This is a genomic window from Serratia sp. 2880STDY5682894 (assembly GCF_001537385.1).
GTDB lineage: Bacteria > Pseudomonadota > Gammaproteobacteria > Enterobacterales > Enterobacteriaceae > Serratia > Serratia nevei.
In genome coordinates this window covers 338,671-358,477 of sequence record NZ_FCJA01000002.1, presented here as the reverse complement: position 1 = coordinate 358,477, position 19,807 = coordinate 338,671, and the positions used below count along the sequence as shown (strand labels likewise).

Annotated in this window: 15 protein-coding genes; 3 read left to right on the top strand and 12 right to left on the bottom strand. The window is 56.5% G+C overall.

Annotated elements, in window-relative coordinates:
* Positions 1-100: 100 nt before the first annotated feature.
* The 3 genes from AWX27_RS06470 to AWX27_RS06460 form a co-directional block, all read right to left on the bottom strand.
* Positions 101-1,087, bottom strand: coding sequence for a PDDEXK family nuclease (locus tag AWX27_RS06470; RefSeq protein ID WP_060420285.1), 987 nt, complete (start codon positions 1,085-1,087; stop codon positions 101-103).
* A gap of 405 nt (positions 1,088-1,492) precedes the next feature.
* On the bottom strand, positions 1,493-1,699 hold the full coding sequence (locus AWX27_RS06465; protein WP_060420857.1) for a DUF6434 domain-containing protein: 207 nt from the start codon (positions 1,697-1,699) through the stop codon (positions 1,493-1,495).
* Positions 1,700-1,909: 210 nt separating this feature from the next.
* On the bottom strand, positions 1,910-3,217 hold the full coding sequence (locus AWX27_RS06460) for a serine hydrolase domain-containing protein (RefSeq protein ID WP_060420283.1): 1,308 nt from the start codon (positions 3,215-3,217) through the stop codon (positions 1,910-1,912).
* Positions 3,218-3,324: 107 nt separating this feature from the next.
* On the opposite strand from AWX27_RS06460, the gene AWX27_RS06455 reads away from it, so the two are divergent.
* Positions 3,325-4,236, top strand: coding sequence for a LysR family transcriptional regulator (locus AWX27_RS06455; protein ID WP_060420281.1), 912 nt, complete (start codon positions 3,325-3,327; stop codon positions 4,234-4,236).
* Positions 4,237-4,755: 519 nt separating this feature from the next.
* Here AWX27_RS06455 and AWX27_RS06450 read toward each other — a convergent pair.
* Positions 4,756-7,839, bottom strand: coding sequence for a TrlF family AAA-like ATPase (locus AWX27_RS06450; protein ID WP_060420279.1), 3,084 nt, complete (start codon positions 7,837-7,839; stop codon positions 4,756-4,758).
* Between the two features lie 690 nt (positions 7,840-8,529).
* Here AWX27_RS06450 and AWX27_RS06445 point away from each other — a divergent pair.
* A complete protein-coding gene (locus AWX27_RS06445) occupies positions 8,530-9,534 on the top strand; it encodes a LacI family DNA-binding transcriptional regulator (RefSeq protein ID WP_060420277.1) in 1,005 nt (334 codons plus the stop codon).
* Positions 9,535-9,540: 6 nt separating this feature from the next.
* Here AWX27_RS06445 and araD read toward each other — a convergent pair whose 3' ends face one another.
* The 8 genes from araD to AWX27_RS06405 all read right to left on the bottom strand — a co-directional run bounded on the left by araD (position 9,541) and on the right by AWX27_RS06405 (position 18,469).
* A complete protein-coding gene (gene araD / locus AWX27_RS06440) occupies positions 9,541-10,233 on the bottom strand; it encodes an L-ribulose-5-phosphate 4-epimerase (RefSeq protein WP_049213219.1) in 693 nt (230 codons plus the stop codon).
* Positions 10,227-11,096: an L-ribulose-5-phosphate 3-epimerase gene (locus AWX27_RS06435; protein WP_060420275.1), complete on the bottom strand. Its 870-nt coding sequence runs from the start codon at positions 11,094-11,096 to the stop codon at positions 10,227-10,229. The genes araD and AWX27_RS06435 overlap by 7 nt, the downstream gene beginning before the upstream one ends.
* Positions 11,083-12,570, bottom strand: a complete 1,488-nt coding sequence (locus AWX27_RS06430; protein WP_060420273.1) for an FGGY-family carbohydrate kinase — start codon at positions 12,568-12,570, stop codon at positions 11,083-11,085. The genes AWX27_RS06435 and AWX27_RS06430 overlap by 14 nt, the downstream gene beginning before the upstream one ends.
* 8 nt (positions 12,571-12,578) lie before the next feature.
* A complete protein-coding gene (locus AWX27_RS06425) occupies positions 12,579-13,568 on the bottom strand; it encodes an ABC transporter permease (RefSeq protein ID WP_038877882.1) in 990 nt (329 codons plus the stop codon).
* The gene (locus AWX27_RS06420) at positions 13,565-15,055 is read right to left on the bottom strand and encodes a sugar ABC transporter ATP-binding protein (RefSeq protein ID WP_060420271.1); all 1,491 of its coding nucleotides are present in this window, start codon (positions 15,053-15,055) and stop codon (positions 13,565-13,567) included. Before AWX27_RS06420 ends, AWX27_RS06425 begins: the two co-directional genes overlap by 4 nt.
* Positions 15,056-15,109: 54 nt before the next feature.
* Positions 15,110-16,027: an ABC transporter substrate-binding protein gene (locus tag AWX27_RS06415; protein WP_060420268.1), complete on the bottom strand. Its 918-nt coding sequence runs from the start codon at positions 16,025-16,027 to the stop codon at positions 15,110-15,112.
* 135 nt (positions 16,028-16,162) lie between these two features.
* The gene (locus tag AWX27_RS06410; RefSeq protein WP_060420265.1) at positions 16,163-17,230 is read right to left on the bottom strand and encodes a zinc-binding dehydrogenase; all 1,068 of its coding nucleotides are present in this window, start codon (positions 17,228-17,230) and stop codon (positions 16,163-16,165) included.
* Positions 17,231-17,515: 285 nt separating this feature from the next.
* Positions 17,516-18,469, bottom strand: coding sequence for a LysR family transcriptional regulator (locus AWX27_RS06405; protein ID WP_060420262.1), 954 nt, complete (start codon positions 18,467-18,469; stop codon positions 17,516-17,518).
* A 139-nt stretch (positions 18,470-18,608) separates the two neighbouring features.
* Between AWX27_RS06405 and AWX27_RS06400 the strand changes: the two genes are divergently transcribed.
* A complete protein-coding gene (locus tag AWX27_RS06400; RefSeq protein ID WP_060420259.1) occupies positions 18,609-19,790 on the top strand; it encodes a M20 aminoacylase family protein in 1,182 nt (393 codons plus the stop codon).
* Positions 19,791-19,807: the final 17 nt, after the last annotated feature.

Here is a 19,807-nt window from a genome sequence, read left to right as displayed (position 1 = left end):
GAGCAAGGGAGAGTACCAAGCGGAACAATGCCATCACATACAGAGGTAAAGTTCCGCTTTGCGTGCTGAACCCCATCTGATTGGCCGTCTGAGATCAATCTTACTGGTGCATCTCAATGTTATAGCCAAGGCTGGCAAACTTATTTATCAGTTTTTGAATAGAGCCAATACTCCATTGATTAGTAATTAGTACTATCTCACCGGAGGCAAGCTCAATGGTTTCATCATGAAATCGCTTGCGCCTTGACGCAATCACATCCTGTTCAACCTTAATAAGGCTGCGATGGATATCATCGCCAAACACAGACGCTATCGCCTGCATACCATCAGGGTTAGTATCCATAATCCATTCGCTCATCAGCTCATAGGCTAGATTTCTTTTGTTATAAATCACACCCTTATAGATAAATTTCGAGTAATCCCTTTCTCCTTTTTCTTTGGCATCCCTGGCCTCCGTTTCTTTTCGTTTCTGTCTAACCAAGAAATCTTTTGCTTCGGGCAGTGGTATTATCTGTTCAAAATTGACCAGTACCTTATCAAGGTGCAAATAAGGGCTTAACTTGAAACAGCTGACATTTAGCCCGTTATTGTTCAGCCAAAGTACCGTATTTGTTACTTCCGTAGAGAAATCAGCTGAGATCAGTACAATCCTTACCTGAGTATTGAAGTCAGCAATCTCGCCTTCGTCTCGCTCACAAAACTTGAGTATCTCCTGCTCAGCACTCTTAGCAACGCCTTCTTTATCAATATGTTTTTGGTAGCACTCCGCAGCATCATTAAACGTCATTTGTGAAACCATAGCGGCATACCTTACCGCCTGAAGTTCCATATGCGCACCTTGTTCATCACGTTTCAGCTCAACGACAACCAGATTAAACGCCTTGTCGATACAGAGTAAATCAATTCTACGTTGACTGTTTTCCCAATTATTAAACTCCTCCTGGATTACCAGGCAATCGGGCAAAAAATCGCTCATGTTCTTGGCTATTGCTGACTGAATATCCCTGCGTTCAAGGATCGACTCGCGCATAAACGTAGTTTTAGCAACCTTTTTGAATTCTTGGTCTTCCAAAGTGAATAAACCCATGACTCCCTCATCATTAGATCTGAAATAGTTTAAATTTGGAAAAAAATTTCATGAATTTAATCTATCACGACGGAAGGGATTTTTCTCTTGGAAAAACAGTTGATAGGCCCTCTGGTATTGATGCGAACGGGAGAAATTTTATTATTGGCTAAATAATCAACACCAGCTCATGCGGTCGCCGCTGGTCAATATCTGGTTCTGGATTAATGGCCAATCACTTACTTATTCCGCCCTCTGGATTTTACCGCTATGCCTCATTCCAATAAGACACCCTGAAATTTCACACCTTGCCGAACTTTATGATAGAGAAACATTTGAAGACTTGAGCAAAATGAACGACCGTTCCAGTACCTAACGATAAGGCGCTGCCCGAACCGCACCCTAACCGGCTAGGATTACGAACGACTATGAGTGCCTACGCTGCCACTCATCAACCACATCACCTAGCGTCTTTGGCACGTCATTGCGTATCCATGCCATGAATTCACGATCGAAGCGAAAATCCTCTCCGCACGCCTCAACCATGAAACGACGGACGTTTTGCGTATTTTTGTAGCTTTTATCCACGATCGTGGCGCGTGTTAACAATGCGCTATGCCAATCGATTTTCAATTTAGCCACTCCTGTGAAGAGCCGTTCGATAAAGAGCTTCAACCTGGCCTGACATGTCGCACTTTTGTCACGCCCGTTTCGGCGCAAAGTGGATGTGGTGAAAAGCATAGCCCAGATCGCCATTTCCGCGTTTTTATATGTACGGGCGCATTTATGCCATCGCCTTCGAACAGGGGCTAAATGGCAACCGCCCCTGCTCGCTACTGAGGGTTAACGCAATTCCTTCGCTATCGCACTAAACATCAGCGACGCCTCCAGCGGTTGCGCGCTGAAGGACGGCTCCGCCTGCGGCCAGGTGGACCACTGGACGATCACCAGATTCTCCGCCTGATTGACCATGATCATCTGACCGAAGATCCCCAGCGCCCACAGGGAATGTTTCAGGGATGCCTGCGGGGCGGGTTCCACGTTGGCCGCATTGGCCGGCACTTCGTTGTTCCACCACTGGAAGCCATAGATGCCGTTGGGATGGGCCGCCGACACCGAGCCTGCCGCCCGCGTCCAGTTGGACGACTGGGCTACCCAATCTTCCGGCAAGATCTGTTTGCCGTTCGGCAGCTTCCCGTTATGCAGAATGAATTCGCCGAAGCGCCCCCAGTCTTCCAGCGTGGCGTTGAAGCCGTGCGCGCCCACGTCGTGCTGGCCTTTGGCGTAGGCATGCCACACACCGTCGCTCGCCATGCCGTAGGGCTGCCAGATGCTTTGTTCCAGATAAGCCGCCAGCGGCATGCCGGTGGCACGCTCCAGCACGTCGCCCAGCAGCCACGCGCCGCCGGAGGAGTAAGACCAGTTCTGCCCGGCCGGATGCGCACGCTGCAAACCGGCTACCAGCTTGCGCACGCAGGCGTAGGTGCCGGGCCTGGCTTCACACTCGGTCAGCTGCGCGAAGTCTGATTTCGGGTTGGTGTAATCCTCATTCCACGCCACGCCGGAGGTGTGGGTGATCAGCTGCCTGAGGGTCACGCCGTCCCACGCGGTGCCTTTCAGATCGGGTTCGTATTGCGTGATGAGATCGTCGAGCGAGCGGATCTTGCCCTGTTTAATCGCCACGCCCACCAGCGTGGCGACCACCGATTTGCCCACCGAACGCGACGTCCACAGGGTAGCGTCGGTATTACCCTCTCCCAGATATTTCCAGGCGATTTTGCCGTCTTTCAATACCAGCATGCCGCTGACGTTCTGGCGCTGCAGGTAATTCTGCAGGCTGTAGGTTTTGCCATTCACCCGATAGCTGGCATCGGTTAGCTGTTTAGCGGCAGCCACCAGCGGTGTGGCATTACCGTGATGAAATACATCCCCCGCATAGTTGCGGTAGTCGTTACGAAAACCGATCACCCGGTCGCTCTGGCTCCAGGTGAGCATCTTGTGCGTGTCCGGCAATTGCGCATCGAAAGGCGCGGGACAGGCGCTGAGTTCGGTGCCCGCACAGGCGGCCAGCGCAACGGGCGCCAACAGGCCGCTGCAGAGACTGATGACAACGCCCGCCAGCAGGCTGCGGTTAAACACTTTGCTTTTCATATTTTTTCTCACTTAGCTCAGGAAGGCGTTCAGCTTAAAAAAACGCGGCCTATAATAAAAAACGCCTGATGGGGGAAAATCCCCCGCAAAATCGACGGGAGCATCGCGTGCCGAGCCTGATTTATTCCTTTGCCCAACTGGAAGCCTTCACCGCCGTGGCCGAGCACGGCAGCCTGGCGAAGGCCGCGCTCAAGCTGGGTAAAGACCGCACGACGCTGCGCGATTTGATTGATTTTCTCGAGGATGGCTTGGGCTATGCGCTGTTCCTGCGCGAGGGGCGCAGCCTGCACCTGACGCCGGAAGGCGAACAGCTGCAACGCCAGGCGCACCTGCTGATGCGCCAGGTGAAGGCGTTTGAGGCATTTGCCAAAGACGTGCCTAAGAGCGCGGCGCAGGAAATCTCGCTGGTCTACGATCCTTTCACGCCCCGCACATTACTGCAGGCGTTGATTGCCGCTATGGCCCAGCGCAACACGCGGCTGAGCCTGATTAATGCCTCGCGAGATGAGGCGGAAAGCCTGCTGGCAAGCGGCCAGGCCGATCTGGGCATCTGCCAGGCGCGCCATCGCAGCGTGGGCGACGCCATGGAGTGGCGCGCCTTAGGGGCGATAGAGATGGATTTTTACGCCGCCAAAACGCTTTTCCCCGGTGCGGAACAGCCGCTTTCGCTGCTGGAACTTTCGCTCACGCCGCAGGTGATCATGCACCCGGACTCTGACGAACCCGTGGCTCGCCGCCTGCAAATTTCCGGGCATACCATTTTCACCAACGAACTGGAGATGCTGCGCGCCCTGCTCGAACAAGGCTGCGGCTGGGGATTCCTGCCGACGCATATGCATGCGGAACAGTGGAAAAACGTCAACACGCTGCGCACCGAAGTGGGCAGCCAGGGGATCAGCCAAACCATGGTGACCATCTGGAAGCCAGGCAATGACCGACGGGCGCTGATTGATGAGACGCTGGCGCTGTTGCCGGGGTTGTGGCGAGGAGCTGAGGGGGAAGGATCGCTGTTAGATTAGCGGTGTTTTTACTGGTAATCGAGAGTAGAGCTCATCAGCTGCGTTGTTTATCCGAACGTTCTTAAGCGGGTATTGTTGTTTTCCCCAGTGAGTCCCTCACCACCGTCGCTCCAGCGCTGCTGGCGCTGGTTTATTGCTTTGAATAGTAGCATTAGAGGGCGGCTTTGAGTCAACAGCAGGCGTTCGCGATTGAATCGCCATAGATATCGCTAGCAATGCCGTGTTGTCGTGAGCCAATCAACTGGGGTAAGCCACGGGGTTTGAAAGTTGCACAGCTAGTACAAAAAATCGCGACAATACTCGATATCAGTCAGTGCCTTCATGTGATGGCACTTCACATCGAAATCAATGTACTAAATCTCAGGGCTCGCTATGTAGCGATAACAGGTTGTAAGAATTAGTAAATACTACAATCACAGTCAGATGAAATTTTTAGTAAAACATAAAAAATTAGTTATTAACTGGGTATAAAGGTGGCCAGTTTACCGGCCACCTTATATATAAAAAATATTAATAAAATTAATGATATTTTAGCCTGCGGTTATTAAATGCCGGCATTGTTCCTTCAAGAACATCAACAATTTTTCTATTTACTTCATTACACTCAATAGAACCAGATGTATAAGATATCTTGTGTCCATTTCGCCTATCAAAACCACAATGAATGATTTGCTCAGCATCACATACAACAGCCAAGTTCGGGTTGTGAGTTACCATTATTATTTGCCTTTTATGTTTAGCCTCAGTGAGTACTGGAACTAAAAGACTAACAATTGTTTCATTGTCAAGATTTTCCTCAGGTTGATCGAGAATGATTGGCATATCTCCTTTATCAACTAACAGATAGAATATTAGCAGCAAGGCACCTCTTTGACCGGGAGACAGTTGCTCTATTTGCGCATCTTGAAACTTCAATGTATATCTCGGCTCAAGATATTCTAGACCAAAGATAAAATCATAAACTTCATGTGAGTCACGATCTTTTCGCAGCACAGATCTTATGCCAACTTGGTTTTTTGATGCCAATTCAATTTTACCCAATAGTTCTTTAAGAAATGAGAGTACTGAATCCTTATGGCTAAAATCATGTGAATCAATCAAGTCCTTAATAGCAGAAATGCTTTCGGATTCGCCTCGAAAATCACCAGATGCTTGCTTGATCATTGAGAATAACTTAGAAGAAACTAATTCAGTTGTGGTTTTTAACTCCGCACTAAATTGCAGTTTATAGTCATCACGTATCAATGCATTACTTTGAATAAGGTCTTGAACCGGATTAAATAAGCCTTCTCGCTTTTTCCTTTTATCTTCTAAAATATCAAAAATCTCACCAGAAAAAACTTCTCTTTTCACGATTAATTCGTCTCTTCGAGAGGGAAGATTATCTAATTGTTCCTTTCTATATTTCAACCCCATTAGAGTATCCGGTGATTCTTTATTACCCTCAATCTCTATTCTTTTCTCTTCCCAAGTTCTCAGCTGCTCTAAAAAATCTTGATACGCCTGCTGTGGTTCATTGAGCTTAGAATTTAAAGGTTCTTTCCTTAAACTAAAGGATTCCCTACTTTTAGAAATCTCATCATTTTTTATTTTCACCTCATCACTTCGTAAATTAATAGCATCCTCGATGTCAATAATTGCCTTATGATTAATGTCAACTTTAATGATGTCACTAAAAACCAGACCTAATAAAGAGGCATCATCGGCGAAGTCTTTTTCAAATTGCTGTAGTGTTCGCCTGATAACATCCAATCCTTCAATAATGTTCTTGCAAGCCTTTGTCTTGGCTGAAATATTTATAATCTCTTGTTGGTTATCATCATAATTTTTTTTCAACACATCCAAATCATCTGAAATTTTAGAAAGTTCTTCAGCTGCTTTTTGTTGTTCAGGTGACAATACACCGGTAGGTTTTTGTCTCTCAATCGGTTTTATTTTTAAGTGTTCATCAAGTAATCTTTGTTTCTGATTAATTTGTTCATCTACCGATTTTCGCACCTCATCATTCATTTGATTTTCTACAGACTCTATTTCCCAGTTTACTTTATGCAACTCACCCCTAACATTTTCTAGGTTCCCTCTCAAAGAACGTTCTTGCTGTTCAATAAGTTGATTGAAATCATGAGCTCCAAGACGGATTGATTCATTTGCATGTGAGAAAATAACAGTTCTTAATTCATTTTCAAAAGCATCGGACTGTCCCGTAACATGGGCATTGCATAATTCTTCAAAATGACCTTGCGGTATGTATTTTACAAGCTCAACGCTCTCGATTGCTGGATTTTCATTTAGATTATTTATGATAAACGCGTCATCAGACCAAGTAAGTTTTGCGGTGAAGTGTTTAGCAGGCTCACCTGTCTTCCCCCTAAAACGGTTGGCTTTTAAGAAAGAAAAATGATGATTTAACTTAGAATTACCTAACAATGCTGTTATATCAGCAAGAGCACTCTTGCCACTACCTTTGTTTCCAATAATTGCAACCAGATCGTAGTTTAAATCAATAGATGTACCATCGAGCCAGTTATCAGAAAATGAAGAACCTTCAACTTTATTAATGTGAATACTATCTATGAAAAGGCTTTTATTTTCTTTCACTACTTTACATTTAGGTGGCATAGTTCCTATAAATGAGCGTTTAGAAGGTTCTTTAATTGCTTGTTTTAACCCTGCATATGTAGGATCAGCTTTAATCCAAGTCGCCTTTCCCGATGGGTAATCACCATAACCGCGTCGGTCATTATTACCTTCCTGCCCAACAAAGCAATGCGCATCACTTCCTGATATAGCTAGGCGAGGGATATTGTTAAGCGCATATTGAAAATCGTGAAACCAATCGCCATTACGCACTGTTTTATTTCCAGAAAAAGCCTCTGCCAAAGCAATATTTCTAGTTTCGAAAATAGGAGACGTCTTGAATAAACCTAGAACGTAAGAAAAATGTTCATTTCTATCAATTTCAGTTAATCCGTCGTTAGTATCAAATGGCATAAATCCGATCGCATTCCCATTTTTAACTTTAGCGACAGCTTTTTTATAACTATCACAATTAAGCTCAGCCATTATTGAACCAGCTTTCAAAGCATAAGCACTGTCTTTTTGCACTTTATCATACTCTAAAGAGTGATGACGAAGTTTATCTTTAGGAACAAATCTTGCAAATTCAATAAGAGCGGCGTTGGATAAATTCCTTGATTCCTGCCCAGGAAACTCCACTTTTAAATTGGATTTAAAGTCTACAAGCTCCTGTTCCTCAATCAAGTCTGAAAATAACACGTGAGCATTAAGACGACCTTTCATCGGAGCCATCAGACGTAGTTCAATACCCGGGAAAACGGTTTTTTCCAGCTGAGGGGCATCAGGTTGTGATAGCCGATGTTTCAAAGCGAACCATCCATCGAAAGTCCAATAATCCATAATTGCAAATACAGCGGGCTCTGCGGCATTGAGCGCATGGATCATTTCATCTATAAGTGGTGTATTCTTACTGGAGCGGTAATCAGGGTCAAACTTTTCACCACTCCAATGGAAAGATGCAGGAGTATGAATATGAAGATCCCATTTTCGCCACTCAGAACCTCTTTGGTATTTTATATTCGGCATATATTTTTTATCCTTTTGGGTATCAATACTGAAAATAAATTCAAAACACGTCTACTAAGAACATATCCTCTGAGTAGCTTCCTGAGCCACTTTCTGAATCATTGAACTTAGCATGAAACGCACAGCGGTCGCAGATTTTTTCTGAAACGAATAAAGATTAAGCATTTGATAATTATCGCATATTAATCATCAGACCCGATTGAGAAGATAATCTGGCTTTGTATCCTTGATTAAAACCAAGCACATCGTCGATTTCATCACTGCTTAGCAACATTATCAACGGCTAAACATAGCGGACATTTTTGAACATTCCGCCCAGCTGCTACTGCGCTCACAGGCTTTTATCGATCTAGTAGCAACAAACACCTTACTAAGGTCAAAACAGATAACCACATATGATCTACCCCCAATAGATTAGTACATTCAAATATTAAAAACTTACGCTTTTGGCACAAAGCAACCATTAACACCTAATCTCGACCATGCGATACACCTTACCAAACTCTCCTTCAACAAAATATAGCCACATAAAATGATTCAATTCATAATTAATAAACCGACGACATTATTACATCTATTTTTATTCCATTATTTTCCCTCCCCCCACTCCATCCCCAACTCCCCCCTAGCACCGCCCCCGCCCTTTCCCTACAATAAGGGATCTGTTGAGGCATAACGCAAGGAAAGACGGTGTCGAAAGCCAATCCCAATGCCACTATCGTGGATATCGCCCGCCGCGCCAGGGTGACCAATATCACCGTTTCCCGCGCCTTCAATAAGCCCGAGCTGGTCAAGCCGGAAACCCGCGAGCGCATTCACGCCATCGCCAAAGAGCTGAACTATGTGCCCAACGCGTTCGCGCAGGGGCTGAAAAGCAGCAGCAGCCAGATTATCGGCATCGTCACCAGCAGCATGTACAACCCGTTCTATTCCGGCCTGATCAAGACCGTGTCGCGCATTGCGCGCCAGCAGGGCTACCAGATCATGCTGTTCGACACCGACGGCAGCGAAGAGGCGGAAATGCGCGCCATTCAGGCGCTGTTCGGCTACAAGGCGCGCGGCATCCTGCTGTCGGCGGTGCGCGACGACAAGCGCTACCGCCCCGCCTATCTCGAGCTGGCCGAGGTGTACGGCGTGCCGCTGATCCTGATCGACCGTGACCTTTACGATCAGCAGCTGAGCGGCGTGTTCCTCGATAACCGCGAGATCGGCGTGCTGGCAGGGCGCTATCTGGCGGAGCAGCCGGAGAAGAAACTTTTGATCATCGGCGGCCCGGCGGATTCGGAAATTACCTTAACGCGCACCGCAGGCATCGTCGCGGCGCTGCAGGGCAGCGGCCGTGAGATTCACATCATCAACGGCGACTACGATTTCACCTCGCAAGAGAGCGAGGTGCGCGCCTATCTGGCGCAGCCGGAGAACCGCCCGGATTACATCATCGGCCTGAATGGCATCATCACGCTGGGCGCCATCGCCATCTGCCACGAGATGGGGCTTTATGAGCAGGTGAAGTTCTTCTCGATAGACGAACCGCCGCGCGCCGGCGCTTACGGCCTGCACATTCCGGGGGTGTATCACGATACGCAGAAACTGGGGGAGATCGCCGCGGAGCTGCTGTTCAGCGCCATTCACAGCCCGCGCGGCGAGCTGCCGGTGCGCAGAGAGTTCTTCACCGGCTCGCTGTTGAATCGCTGACGGGCGCTATTGCCCGTAGTAGGCGTGTTTGCCGTGCTTGCGCAGGAAATGTTTGTCCAATAGCTCCGGCTGCATCGGGGCGATGGCCGGCGCCAGCTGGCGTGTCGCCATCGCCATGATCGCCACCTCTTCCAGCACCACCGCGTTGTGCACCGCATCCGCCGCGCTCTTGCCCCAGGCAAACGGGCCATGGGAATAAACCAATACTCCCGGCACCTGCTGCGGATCGCGCCCCGCCTGATTGAAGGTCTCGATGATCACCTTGCCGGTTTCCCCTTCGTAATCGCCGGCGATCTCCGCCTCGCTCATCGGCCGGGTGCAGGGAATGTCGCCGTAAAAGTAGTCGGCGTGGGTGGTGCCCAGCGCCGGGATCGGCTGCCCGGCCTGCGCCCAGATGGTGGCGTTGCGGCTGTGGGTGTGCACCACGCCGCCGATATCGGCGAAGGCGCGGTACAGCGCCAGGTGGGTGGCGGTGTCGGACGAGGGTTTGCGATGCCCTTCGCGCACCTTGCCCTCCAGATCCACCACCACCAGATCCTCCAGCGTCATCGCCTCGTAGGCGATGCCCGAAGGCTTGATCACCACCAGCCCGCTTTGGCGGTCGATCGCCGAGACGTTGCCCCAGGTAAAGGTCACCAGCCCGTATGCCGGCAGGCTGAGGTTGGCGGCCAACACCTGCCGCTTGAGTTCGTTCAGCATGCGATGCCTCCCTCGATCATCTGTTGTTCGATCCAGGCCTTGGCCTGGGCGATGCGTTGCTTATCCTGCCCGTCTTCGCGCGCCCACATCTCCAGCAGGTAGGGGCCGCGATAGCCGAGCGCATTGAGCACGGAAAAGGCGTGGGCGAAATCCACGCAGCCCTCGCCGAACGGCACGTCGCGGAACTGCCCGGCGCTGCCCGGCCCCACCGCCACGGTGTCTTTGAGGTGCACGGCGGTGATGCTGCCGATACCCAGCGCCAGCTCGGCGGCGACGTCGTTGCCCCAGGCGCTGAGGTTGCCGAGATCGGGATACACCGTGAACCACGGGCTGTTGACGTGGCGGGCGATGTCACGCCATTTGCTGATGCTGTTGATGAACGGCGTGTCCATCACCTCCACCGACAGCATCACCTGCGCCCTGGCGGCCTGCGCCGCCGCCCACTGCATGCCCTCGATAAAGCGTTCGCGGCTGTGGCGATCGGCAGGTTCGTAATAGACGTCGTAGCCCGCCAGCTGGATGTTGCGGATGCCGAGATCCGTCGCCAGTTCCAGCGCCTTGCTCATCAGCATCCGCGCCCGCTCGCGGGTGGCGGCGTCGGCGCTGCCGAACGGATCGCGCCGGTGCGCCGACAGGCACAGGCTCGGCACCGTCACCCCGCTGTCGAGCCGCGCCTGGATAAACGCCAGCCGCTGGCGGCGATCCCAGTCCAGCCGCTGCTGGCGCGCCGGCTGCTCGTCGATCGACATCTCCACGAACTCAAAGCCCAGCTCGGCGGCGGTGGCCAGCCGCTGCGGCCAGCTCAGATCGGCGGGCAGCGCCTTTTCATACAGCCCCAGACAGGCGGCGTTAGTCGTTTGCATCAGTCACCTCACTCAAAGCCTGAGCGACCGCCAGATAGCGTGCCTGCTGGGCGCGCAGGCGCCGGTGGGCGGCGGTCGCGGGATAATAACAGCGCAGCTTGGGCGGCGCGGCGGCGATCGCCTCGGCGAACCCGGCGTACTCCCCGGCGCCGACGGCGGCGCACAGGGCGGCGGCGCGGCAGCCGCTCTGGCGGGTTTCCACCACCTCGAGCGGGAGGTTGCCGGCGTCGGCGTACATCTGCATCCAGACCTCGGACTGCGTCGGCCCGCCGGTCATGCGCACCCGTTCGATGCGCGGGTTCAGCTGCACCATGCGTTCCTGATGGATCAGGTGCGAGAACACGATGCCCTGGTAGATCGCCTGCACTACGTCCGCCATCTCGTGGTGGGCGCTCAGGCCGATCAGCCCGCCTGGCGTGTTGCCACCGAGGTTGGAACCGTACAGATAAGGCAGGAACAGCAGCCCGCTGGGCTGCTCGCGGCGCTCGGCCACCCAGGCGTTGAACTGGGCATAGCGTTGCCGGTCGTCGGCGCAGAACTGGCGCAGGAACCAGGCCAGGTTACCGGCCGAGGTCGGGCTGCCTTCGTGCACGAAATAGCGGCCGTCGATGCAGTAGCGCCCCCAGGCGTAGGGGTAATCGGCGGGAATGATGCGCTCGGTCACGCAGGTGGCGATCGACCAGGTGCCCGCCACCGCGCTGAGCGTGCGATCGTCGGCCACGCCGGAGCTGAGCGCCGCGCCCACCACGTCGAACAGGCCGCCGTACACCGCGGTGCCAACGCGCAGGCCGCATTGCGCCGCCGCCGCGGCCGTCACCCGCCCGGCCAGCTGCGCCGAGCCGATCACCGGCGCGGTTTTCTCCTGCGCCTCTTCGATGCCGAAGGCCGCCAGCAGCGCCGGATCGTAAGCGCCGCTGTGCTGGTTAAACAGGTTGCTGCCGGAGATGTTGGTCACCTCGGCCGCCGCCTCGCCGGTGAGGCGAAAGCGCAGGTAGTCGTGCGCCATCAGGATGCGATCGACGGCGGCGTACTGCGCCGGTTGCTGCTGCTTCAGCCAGCGCAGCAGCAGCGCCGGGTGGCTGGGCCACAGCGGCTGCAGGCTGCGCGGGTAGGTCTGCGCATCCACCCCGGCGCGACGCAGCTCAGCCGCCGTGGCCGCCGCGCGGTTGTCCGAAGACAGAATGCCGTTGCCGACCGGCTTGCCCCGACGATCGATGGCGTACAGCCCTTTGCCGTGCGCCGAAAAGCTGACGCCGCGCACCTGCCCGGCTTCCAACCCCGCCGCATGCAGCGTCTGGCGGATCGCCGCGCAAACGTCATCCCACAGCGCGTCCATATTGCGTTCGCTGAAGCCCGGCTGGGCGGCAATCGCCGCGCCGTCGCGCTCGGCGACTGCCAGCTCTTCGCCGCTTGCCCGATACAGCCCGGCCTTGATCACCGTGCCGCCGACGTCTATGCCAAGAAAGACTGACATCGCGCCTCCTATTTGCGCCGCACGGAGCTGAGGTAGATGGCGGCCAGGATGATGCCGCCCTTCACCACGTTCTGGATATACGGCGATACGTTCATCAGATTGAGGCCGTTGTTGAGCACCCCGAGCATCATCGCCCCCACCAGCGTGCCGACGATGGCGCCGCGCCCGCCGGAGATCGCCGCCCCGCCCAGCACTACGGCGGCGATGGCGTCCAGCTCGAAGCCTTCGCCGGCGTTGGGCTGCCCGCTCATCAGGCGCGAGGTCAGCACCAGCCCGGCCAACGCGGCGGTCAGGCCGCTAATCACGTACACCAGCATCTTGTAGCGCGGCACGCGGATGCCGCTCAGGCGCGCCGCCTCTTCGTTGCCGCCCATCGCATAGACGTAGCGGCCGAACGGCAGCTGATTGAGCATCAGCCAGGCCAGCACATACACGCCGAGCATGATCAGGATCGGCACCTGGATGCCCAGCACCGTGCCGCGGCCGAAGAACGAGAAGACGTCGGGCAGGCCGGAGATTGGGTAGCCGCCGGTATAGAGCAGCGCCAGGCCGCGGGCGATGCCCATCGACGCCAGGGTGACGATGATCGGCGGCATGCGCAGATAGGCGATGCAGGCGCCGTTGGCCAGGCCGAACAGCGCGCCGACCGCCAGCGCCGCTACCATCGCCAGCGGAATGGGCACCGCCGCCAGCATCAGCCCGGCGGCGACCGAACCGGCCAGCGCCATCACCGGCCCCACCGAGAGATCGATGCCGCCGGTCAGGATGGCGCAGGTCATGCCCACCGCGATGATGGCGTTGATCGACACCTGGCGCGCCACGTTGGTCAGGTTGTTGACGCTGAGGAAGCTGTCGTTCAGCAGGCTCATCAATACGAACAGGACAGCGAAGCCGATAAACGGCAAGACCGCCGGATGATGCAGCAGTTTTTCCCAGCGCTTGCCGAGGCTGGGGCCGGCGGCGCGGCGCGCCACGGCGGGTTGTTCAATTCCGATCATAAGGCACTCCCGGTCGCGTGAAGCATGATGTGGTTGGATTCGATGTCGTCGCCGGTCAGCTCAGCGACGATGTGGCCGCCGCGAAACACCAGCACGCGGTCGCACACGCCGATGATCTCCGGCAGTTCGGAGGAAATCATGATGATGGAGATGCCCTGCAGGGTCAGTTGCTGCATCAGTTGGTAGATCTCAGCCTTGGCGCCCACGTCGATGCCGCGCGTCGGCTCGTCGAAGATCAGGATGTTGCAGTCGTTGTTGAGCCAGCGGGCGATCACCACCTTCTGCTGGTTGCCGCCGCTCAGGGTGCTGACGGAGGTATCGGCGTCCGGGGTTTTCACCCCCACGGCGCGGATCAGCCGCTGCACCACGTCGCGATCCTTACGGGCGCTGACGAAAATCTTGCCGCGCCGGTGGTGCCGGTTGAGGGTGATGTTCTGCGCCACCGAAAACGGCAGCACCAGGCCCTCGGTTTTGCGGCTCTCCGGCAGCAGGCCGATACCCTGCGCCAGCGCCTGCGCCGGGGAGCGCAGCGCCGCCGGTTGGCCGCCGAGGCTGACGCGTTTGCGGTGGCAGCGGCTGGCGCCGATCAGCGCCGAGACGGTCTCGGTGCGCCCGGAGCCCACCAGCCCGGCGAAGCCGAGGATCTCGCCCTTGTGCAGGTGGAAGCGGTCGGTCGCGCCGTGCTTCTCACGCTGGATCTCCGCCTCCAGCAGCACCGTCGCGGTATCGACCGGGTGCTGTTTCACCGGGAAGGCGTTCTCGATTTTGCGCCCGACCATCAGCCGCACCAGCTCTTCCACGTTGGTGTCGCCGGTGGCCAGCGTTTCGATGTAGGCGCCGTCGCGCAGCACGGTGATGCGATCGCAGATAGTGAAGATCTCGTCCAGGTGGTGCGAGATAAACACCATGCCGACGCCCAGCAACCGCAGATCGTTCATCACGCTGAACAGGTGCTCGGCCTCGCCCGGCGTCAGCGTGGCGGTCGGCTCATCCAGCACCAGCACCCGCGCCTCCAGCGACAGCGCCTTGGCGATCTCAACGAACTGCTGCTGCGCCACGCTCAGCTGCTCCACCGGGCAATCGAGATCGATAGCCACCGTCAGCCGCTTGAAAATGGCTTCGGCCTTGCGCCGCATCGCCCGCCGATCCAGCAGGCCCCAGCGGTTGCGGATCTCCCGGTTAAGGAAGATGTTGTCGATGGCGCTCATGTAGGGAATCAACGAGAATTCCTGAAAAATAATGCCGACCCCGGCCTCGCTCGCCTGGCGATAGTTGTTAAAGCGGCGCTGCTCGCCGTCGATAAAAATATCGCCCTCGTCCGGCTGATAGATGCCGCACATGATTTTCACCAGCGTCGATTTGCCGGCGCCGTTTTCGCCCAGCAGGGCGTGCACTTCGCCGCGTTGAATGGCCAGATCGATGCCGTCCAGCGCCTTTACGCCGGGAAAGCTCTTTTTTATTCGCTTCAGTTCCAGTAAAGGTGTCACCGCATTGCCCTCCGCGCCGAACGCCCCGCCGCAGCGGGGCGAACCTGGCCACTGTTACCAGCTAAAGCCGGCCGCATTGCTGCGGTCGATCAGCTTCACTTTGACCGGCACGGTTTTCGGCACCGTGGCGCCCCAGTAGCGGGCCAGCGCAATGCCGAGCGCGATGCGCAGTTGGTCGCGCGGGAACTGCGCCGAGGTGGCGATAAACGGCGAGTTCGGCTTGAGGATCTCTTTGATGGCTTCCGGCTGGCCATCGACGCTGACCAGCTTGACCTTGGCGCCGTTGCTTTCGATCGCCGCCAGGGCGCCGAGCGCGCCGACGTCGTTGACGCTGAAGATGCCCGCCAGATCCGGCGCCGACTGCAGCATGTTTTCGGTCACGGTCAGCGCGGTGTCGCGCTCCTGCTTGCCGTTTTGCTTGGTGACGATCTTGATGTCGGGGTATTTCTTCATCGCCGCTTCAAAGCCGCGCACGCGCTCCAGGATCGGCACCACCGGGATGCCGTCGAGGATCGCCACCTTGCCTTTGCCGCCCAGCGCTTTCGCCAGGTACTCGCCCGCCTGGAAGCCGGCGTCGTAGTTTTCCGAGCCGACGAACGAATCCAGCGGCCCTTCCGCCTGGGCGTCGATCGCCACCACCACCGCGCCGGCCTTATGGGCGGAGATCACCGCCGACTGCACCCCCACCGAATCGGTCGGGTTGATCAGCAGGATATTCACCTTCTTCTGCAGCATGTCTTCCACGTCGCCGATCTGTTTGGCGACGTCATGGCGCGCATCGGCCACGTACACCTTGGCGCCGATATCCGCCGCCGCCTGATCCAGCGCCTGCTTCATGGTGACGAAGTAGTCGTTGTTCATTTCCTGGAACGACATACCGATAGTGATTTGCTTGGCCAGCGCCCCATGGCTGGCCGCCAACATTCCACCGGCGACGATAAAAGGCAGGGTCTTTTTGAATAATGAAAACATAGCCAATTCTCCTGTAGGGAAGCTTCTTGTTGTGGTTATCAGAGCAACAGCATGTCTTTACGTTTGGCCGACCGGCCGGCCTCCCATTGCGAGCGGGCCGGCGGTCGTGACTGCAACAGCGGTACAGCGGGAGGGTCAGGGAACCAGGATCACCTTGATGGAGTCGGTCGAGTCCGCCAGGGCGAAGGCTTCGTCCCAGTCGTTCAATGAATAGCTGTGGGTAATCACGCCATTGGAAGTCACCAGCCCGCGCTCGAACAGATCGATGGCGATTTCGTAGCTGTAGGGCGCCAGGTGCGCGCCGCGGATGTCCAGCTCTTTGCGATCGCCGATGATGGACCAATCGACGGTGGTTTCCTTGCCGAACACGCTGAACTCCACGAAGCGGCCCAGTTTGCGGATCATCTGCAGCCCCTGGGTGACGCCGATCGGTGCGCCGGTGGCCTCGATGTACACGTCGCAGCCGTAGCCGCCGGTCAGCGATTTGACGATCTGGTCGGCGTCTTCCTTCAGCGGGTTGATCACCACGTCGGCGCCAAATTCCTTCGCCAGCGCCAGCCGCTCGTCGATAGCGTCGATCACGATCAGTTTCTTCGGCGTTTTCAGGCGCGCCACCTGCACCATGCACAGCCCGAGCGGCCCGGCGCCGGCCAGCACCACCACATCGTCCAGCTGGATGTCGCCGCGCGCCACGGTGTGAATGGCGCAGGCCATCGGCTCAATCAATACCGCGTCTTCATGGCTCAGGCTTTCCGGGATCTTGTGCACGATGGCGTTCTCGGAAAAGCGCATGTACTCCGCCATGCCGCCCTCCGCCACGTCTTTTTGAAAGCCGTAAATGTTATGCGTCTCACACATCCAGTAACTGCCGGATTTGCAGTAGCGGCACTCCCAGCACGGCACGATCTGCTCGGCGATCACCCGCTCGCCGAGCCGGTATTTGCCTTCCGCGCCCTCGCCCAGCGCGGCGATGCGGCCGTAGAACTCGTGGCCCGGCACCACCGGCGGTTTAACCCACGGGTTCTCCCCCCAAAACATCTGTGCGCCATTCTTGCACTTGCAGTCGCCGGCGCAGATGCCGCAGCCTTCCACCTTGATCACCAGCTCGCGCGCCTTCGGCAGCGGCGTGGGCACCTGTTCGAAACGATAGTCCTGCGGGCCGTGGCAAACGACCGCACGCATTTTTTCCGGCAACTGGCTCATCTCTTCCTCCAATACACTCGTTAAACGCTTGAATTTTCTTAATGTTGACGTTGTCATTTTTATCCAACAAAAAACAACAAACGTTATAAAGTGATAAATTTCAATTGATTAATCATCAAACACCCAGGAAAACTCAAAATGACAACGTGAACATAGAGCGACATATAACCAAAGCTGCAAAAATAATTATTTGAGCGAAATCACATATCGTTAACATTGCGGCTAAAAATGCTACAAATGCGGATCGCGATCCCATTTACGGGATCGGCGATCCGGGGGGATCCGCTAAATCAGCAGGCGCACGCGATCGTAGATCTGGCGATCTTCCGGCCGCGACGATCGCGCCTGCTGGCGCAGGGTGCGCACCAGCGTGTCGATAAACGCATGGGCGGCGGCGCTCAGAATGCTGTTGCGCCGGGTGACGATATTCAGCTGCGCCGGCTGGCAGCTCTCCCGCAGCGCCAGCGGCTGCACGCGGGAGGCGAACTGCGGCAGCGCGACGATCGGCCGCGGGCACCAGGTGCACATCTCGGCGGACTCCACCAGCGCCTGCAGCATGCCGAACGAATGCGCCTGGATAATGCGCTGGCGCGGCAGGCGCGCGCCGTGGCGGTGAAACACCTCGTCGAGCAGCGCATCGAAACTTTCCGGGGTATAGCTCATCACCCAATCCTGCTCCAGCAGCTGATGCAGCGAGGTACTGTGCGCCAGCGGGTGGCCGCGCCGCACCATGTACGCCGTTTCATACTCCAGCAGCGGCTCGCAGTGGAACTCCTGCGGCGCCGACGACGCCGGCAGCGGCGTAATGGCAAAGTCCATCGTGCCCTCGCGCAGCTGCGACTGGGCGTTGGCCATCAGGCTTTCCGACAGTTCCAGCCGCACCGCCGGCACCTTGCTGCGAAACGCCATCACCGCCGGCGGCAGCACCGTCAGCATCAACCAGGGGGTGATCGCCGCCTTGACCAGATCCGCCGCCCGCCCGCGCAGCGCCGCCATTTCTCCCTGAGCCTGCTCCAGCTGATTCAACACCAGCCGGGCGTGCGCCAGCAGGGTTTTGCCGTAGGGGGTAAAGCCCAGCCCGGTCGGGGTGCGGATCAGCAGCGGCAGCGCCTGTTCCTGCTCCAGTTCGCGCAGCGCGCGGGTCACCGCCGCCTGCGACAGCCCCAGATGCCGCGCCGCCGCGCGAATGCTGCCGCTGTCGGCGCTGGCCACCAGCGCCTGCAGTTGGTGCAGTTTCATGTTCACCTCCTGACAGTCATTGGTTGTCAGCATAACCGAACGGCGGCTACCCGGCAAAAACGGAGTTTGCTAGTCTCGATGCCTATCCCTCTGCCCCGTTCCGTGCCCGTTGGTCGGGACTCTTTTGCCGGAGACCGTGATGAACCCTTCACTCGTACTGCCTGAGATCGCCGCCGTTCATGATGAGATGGTCGCGCTTCGCCGCCACATTCACGCCCACCCGGAGCTGGGCTTCCAGGAGTTCGCGACGTCGGCTCTGGTGGCGCAGCGGCTGGAGGAATGGGGTTACCGCGTCACGCGCAGCGTAGGACAAACCGGCGTTGTCGCCACACTGCAGCGCGGGCCGGGAAGATCGCTCGGCATCCGCGCCGACATGGACGCCCTGCCGATTGCCGAAACGACCGGCTTGCCGCACGCCAGTACCCATTCCGGGGTGATGCACGCCTGCGGCCACGACGGGCACACCGCCATGCTGCTGGCGGCGGCGCGCTATCTGGCGCAGCAGCCGAACTTCAGCGGCACGCTGCACCTGATCTTTCAGCCAGCGGAAGAAGGCGGCGGCGGCGCCAGAGTGATGATTGAAGACGGCCTGTTTGAGCGCTTCCCCTGCGACGCGGTGTTCGCCATGCACAACGTGCCCGGCTTCCCCACCGGCCACCTGGGCTTCGCCAGCGGCCCCTTCATGTGCTCGGCCGATACGGTACACATCACCCTGCATGGCCACGGCGGCCACGGCGCGGTGCCGCAGAGCACCGTCGATCCGGTGGTGGCCTGCGCGGCCATCGTCATGAGCCTGCAAACCATCGTGGCGCGCAATATCGATCCGCAGGAAACGGCGATCGTCACCGTGGGGGCGATGCAGGCCGGCCAGGCCGCCAACGTGATCCCGGCGACCGCCACCCTGACGCTCAGCGTGCGCGCGCTGACGGCGGCGGTGCGTGAGCGGCTGGAGCAGCGCATCACCGAGCTGGTCACGGCGCAGGCCGCCAGCTTCGGCGCCCGCGCGGAGATCGACTATCAGCACGGCTACCCGGTGCTGGTGAACCACCCGGCAGAAACCGAGCTGGCGCGCGCGGTGGCGCTGGAATGGGCCGGAGAGAGCCGGGTTATCCCCACGCTGCGGCCGTTCACCGCCAGCGAAGATTTCGCCTTTATGCTGGAGAAGTGCCCGGGCAGCTACATCTCGATCGGCAACGGCCCCGCCACGCCGGGCAATTCTCTGCACAACCCCGGTTATGACTTCAACGACGACAGTCTGTCGCTGGGCGCCACCTACTGGGTCAAATTGGTCGAGCGCTTTTTAGCTCGCCCTGCGGTTTAATCGCCAACGCTGAGGAA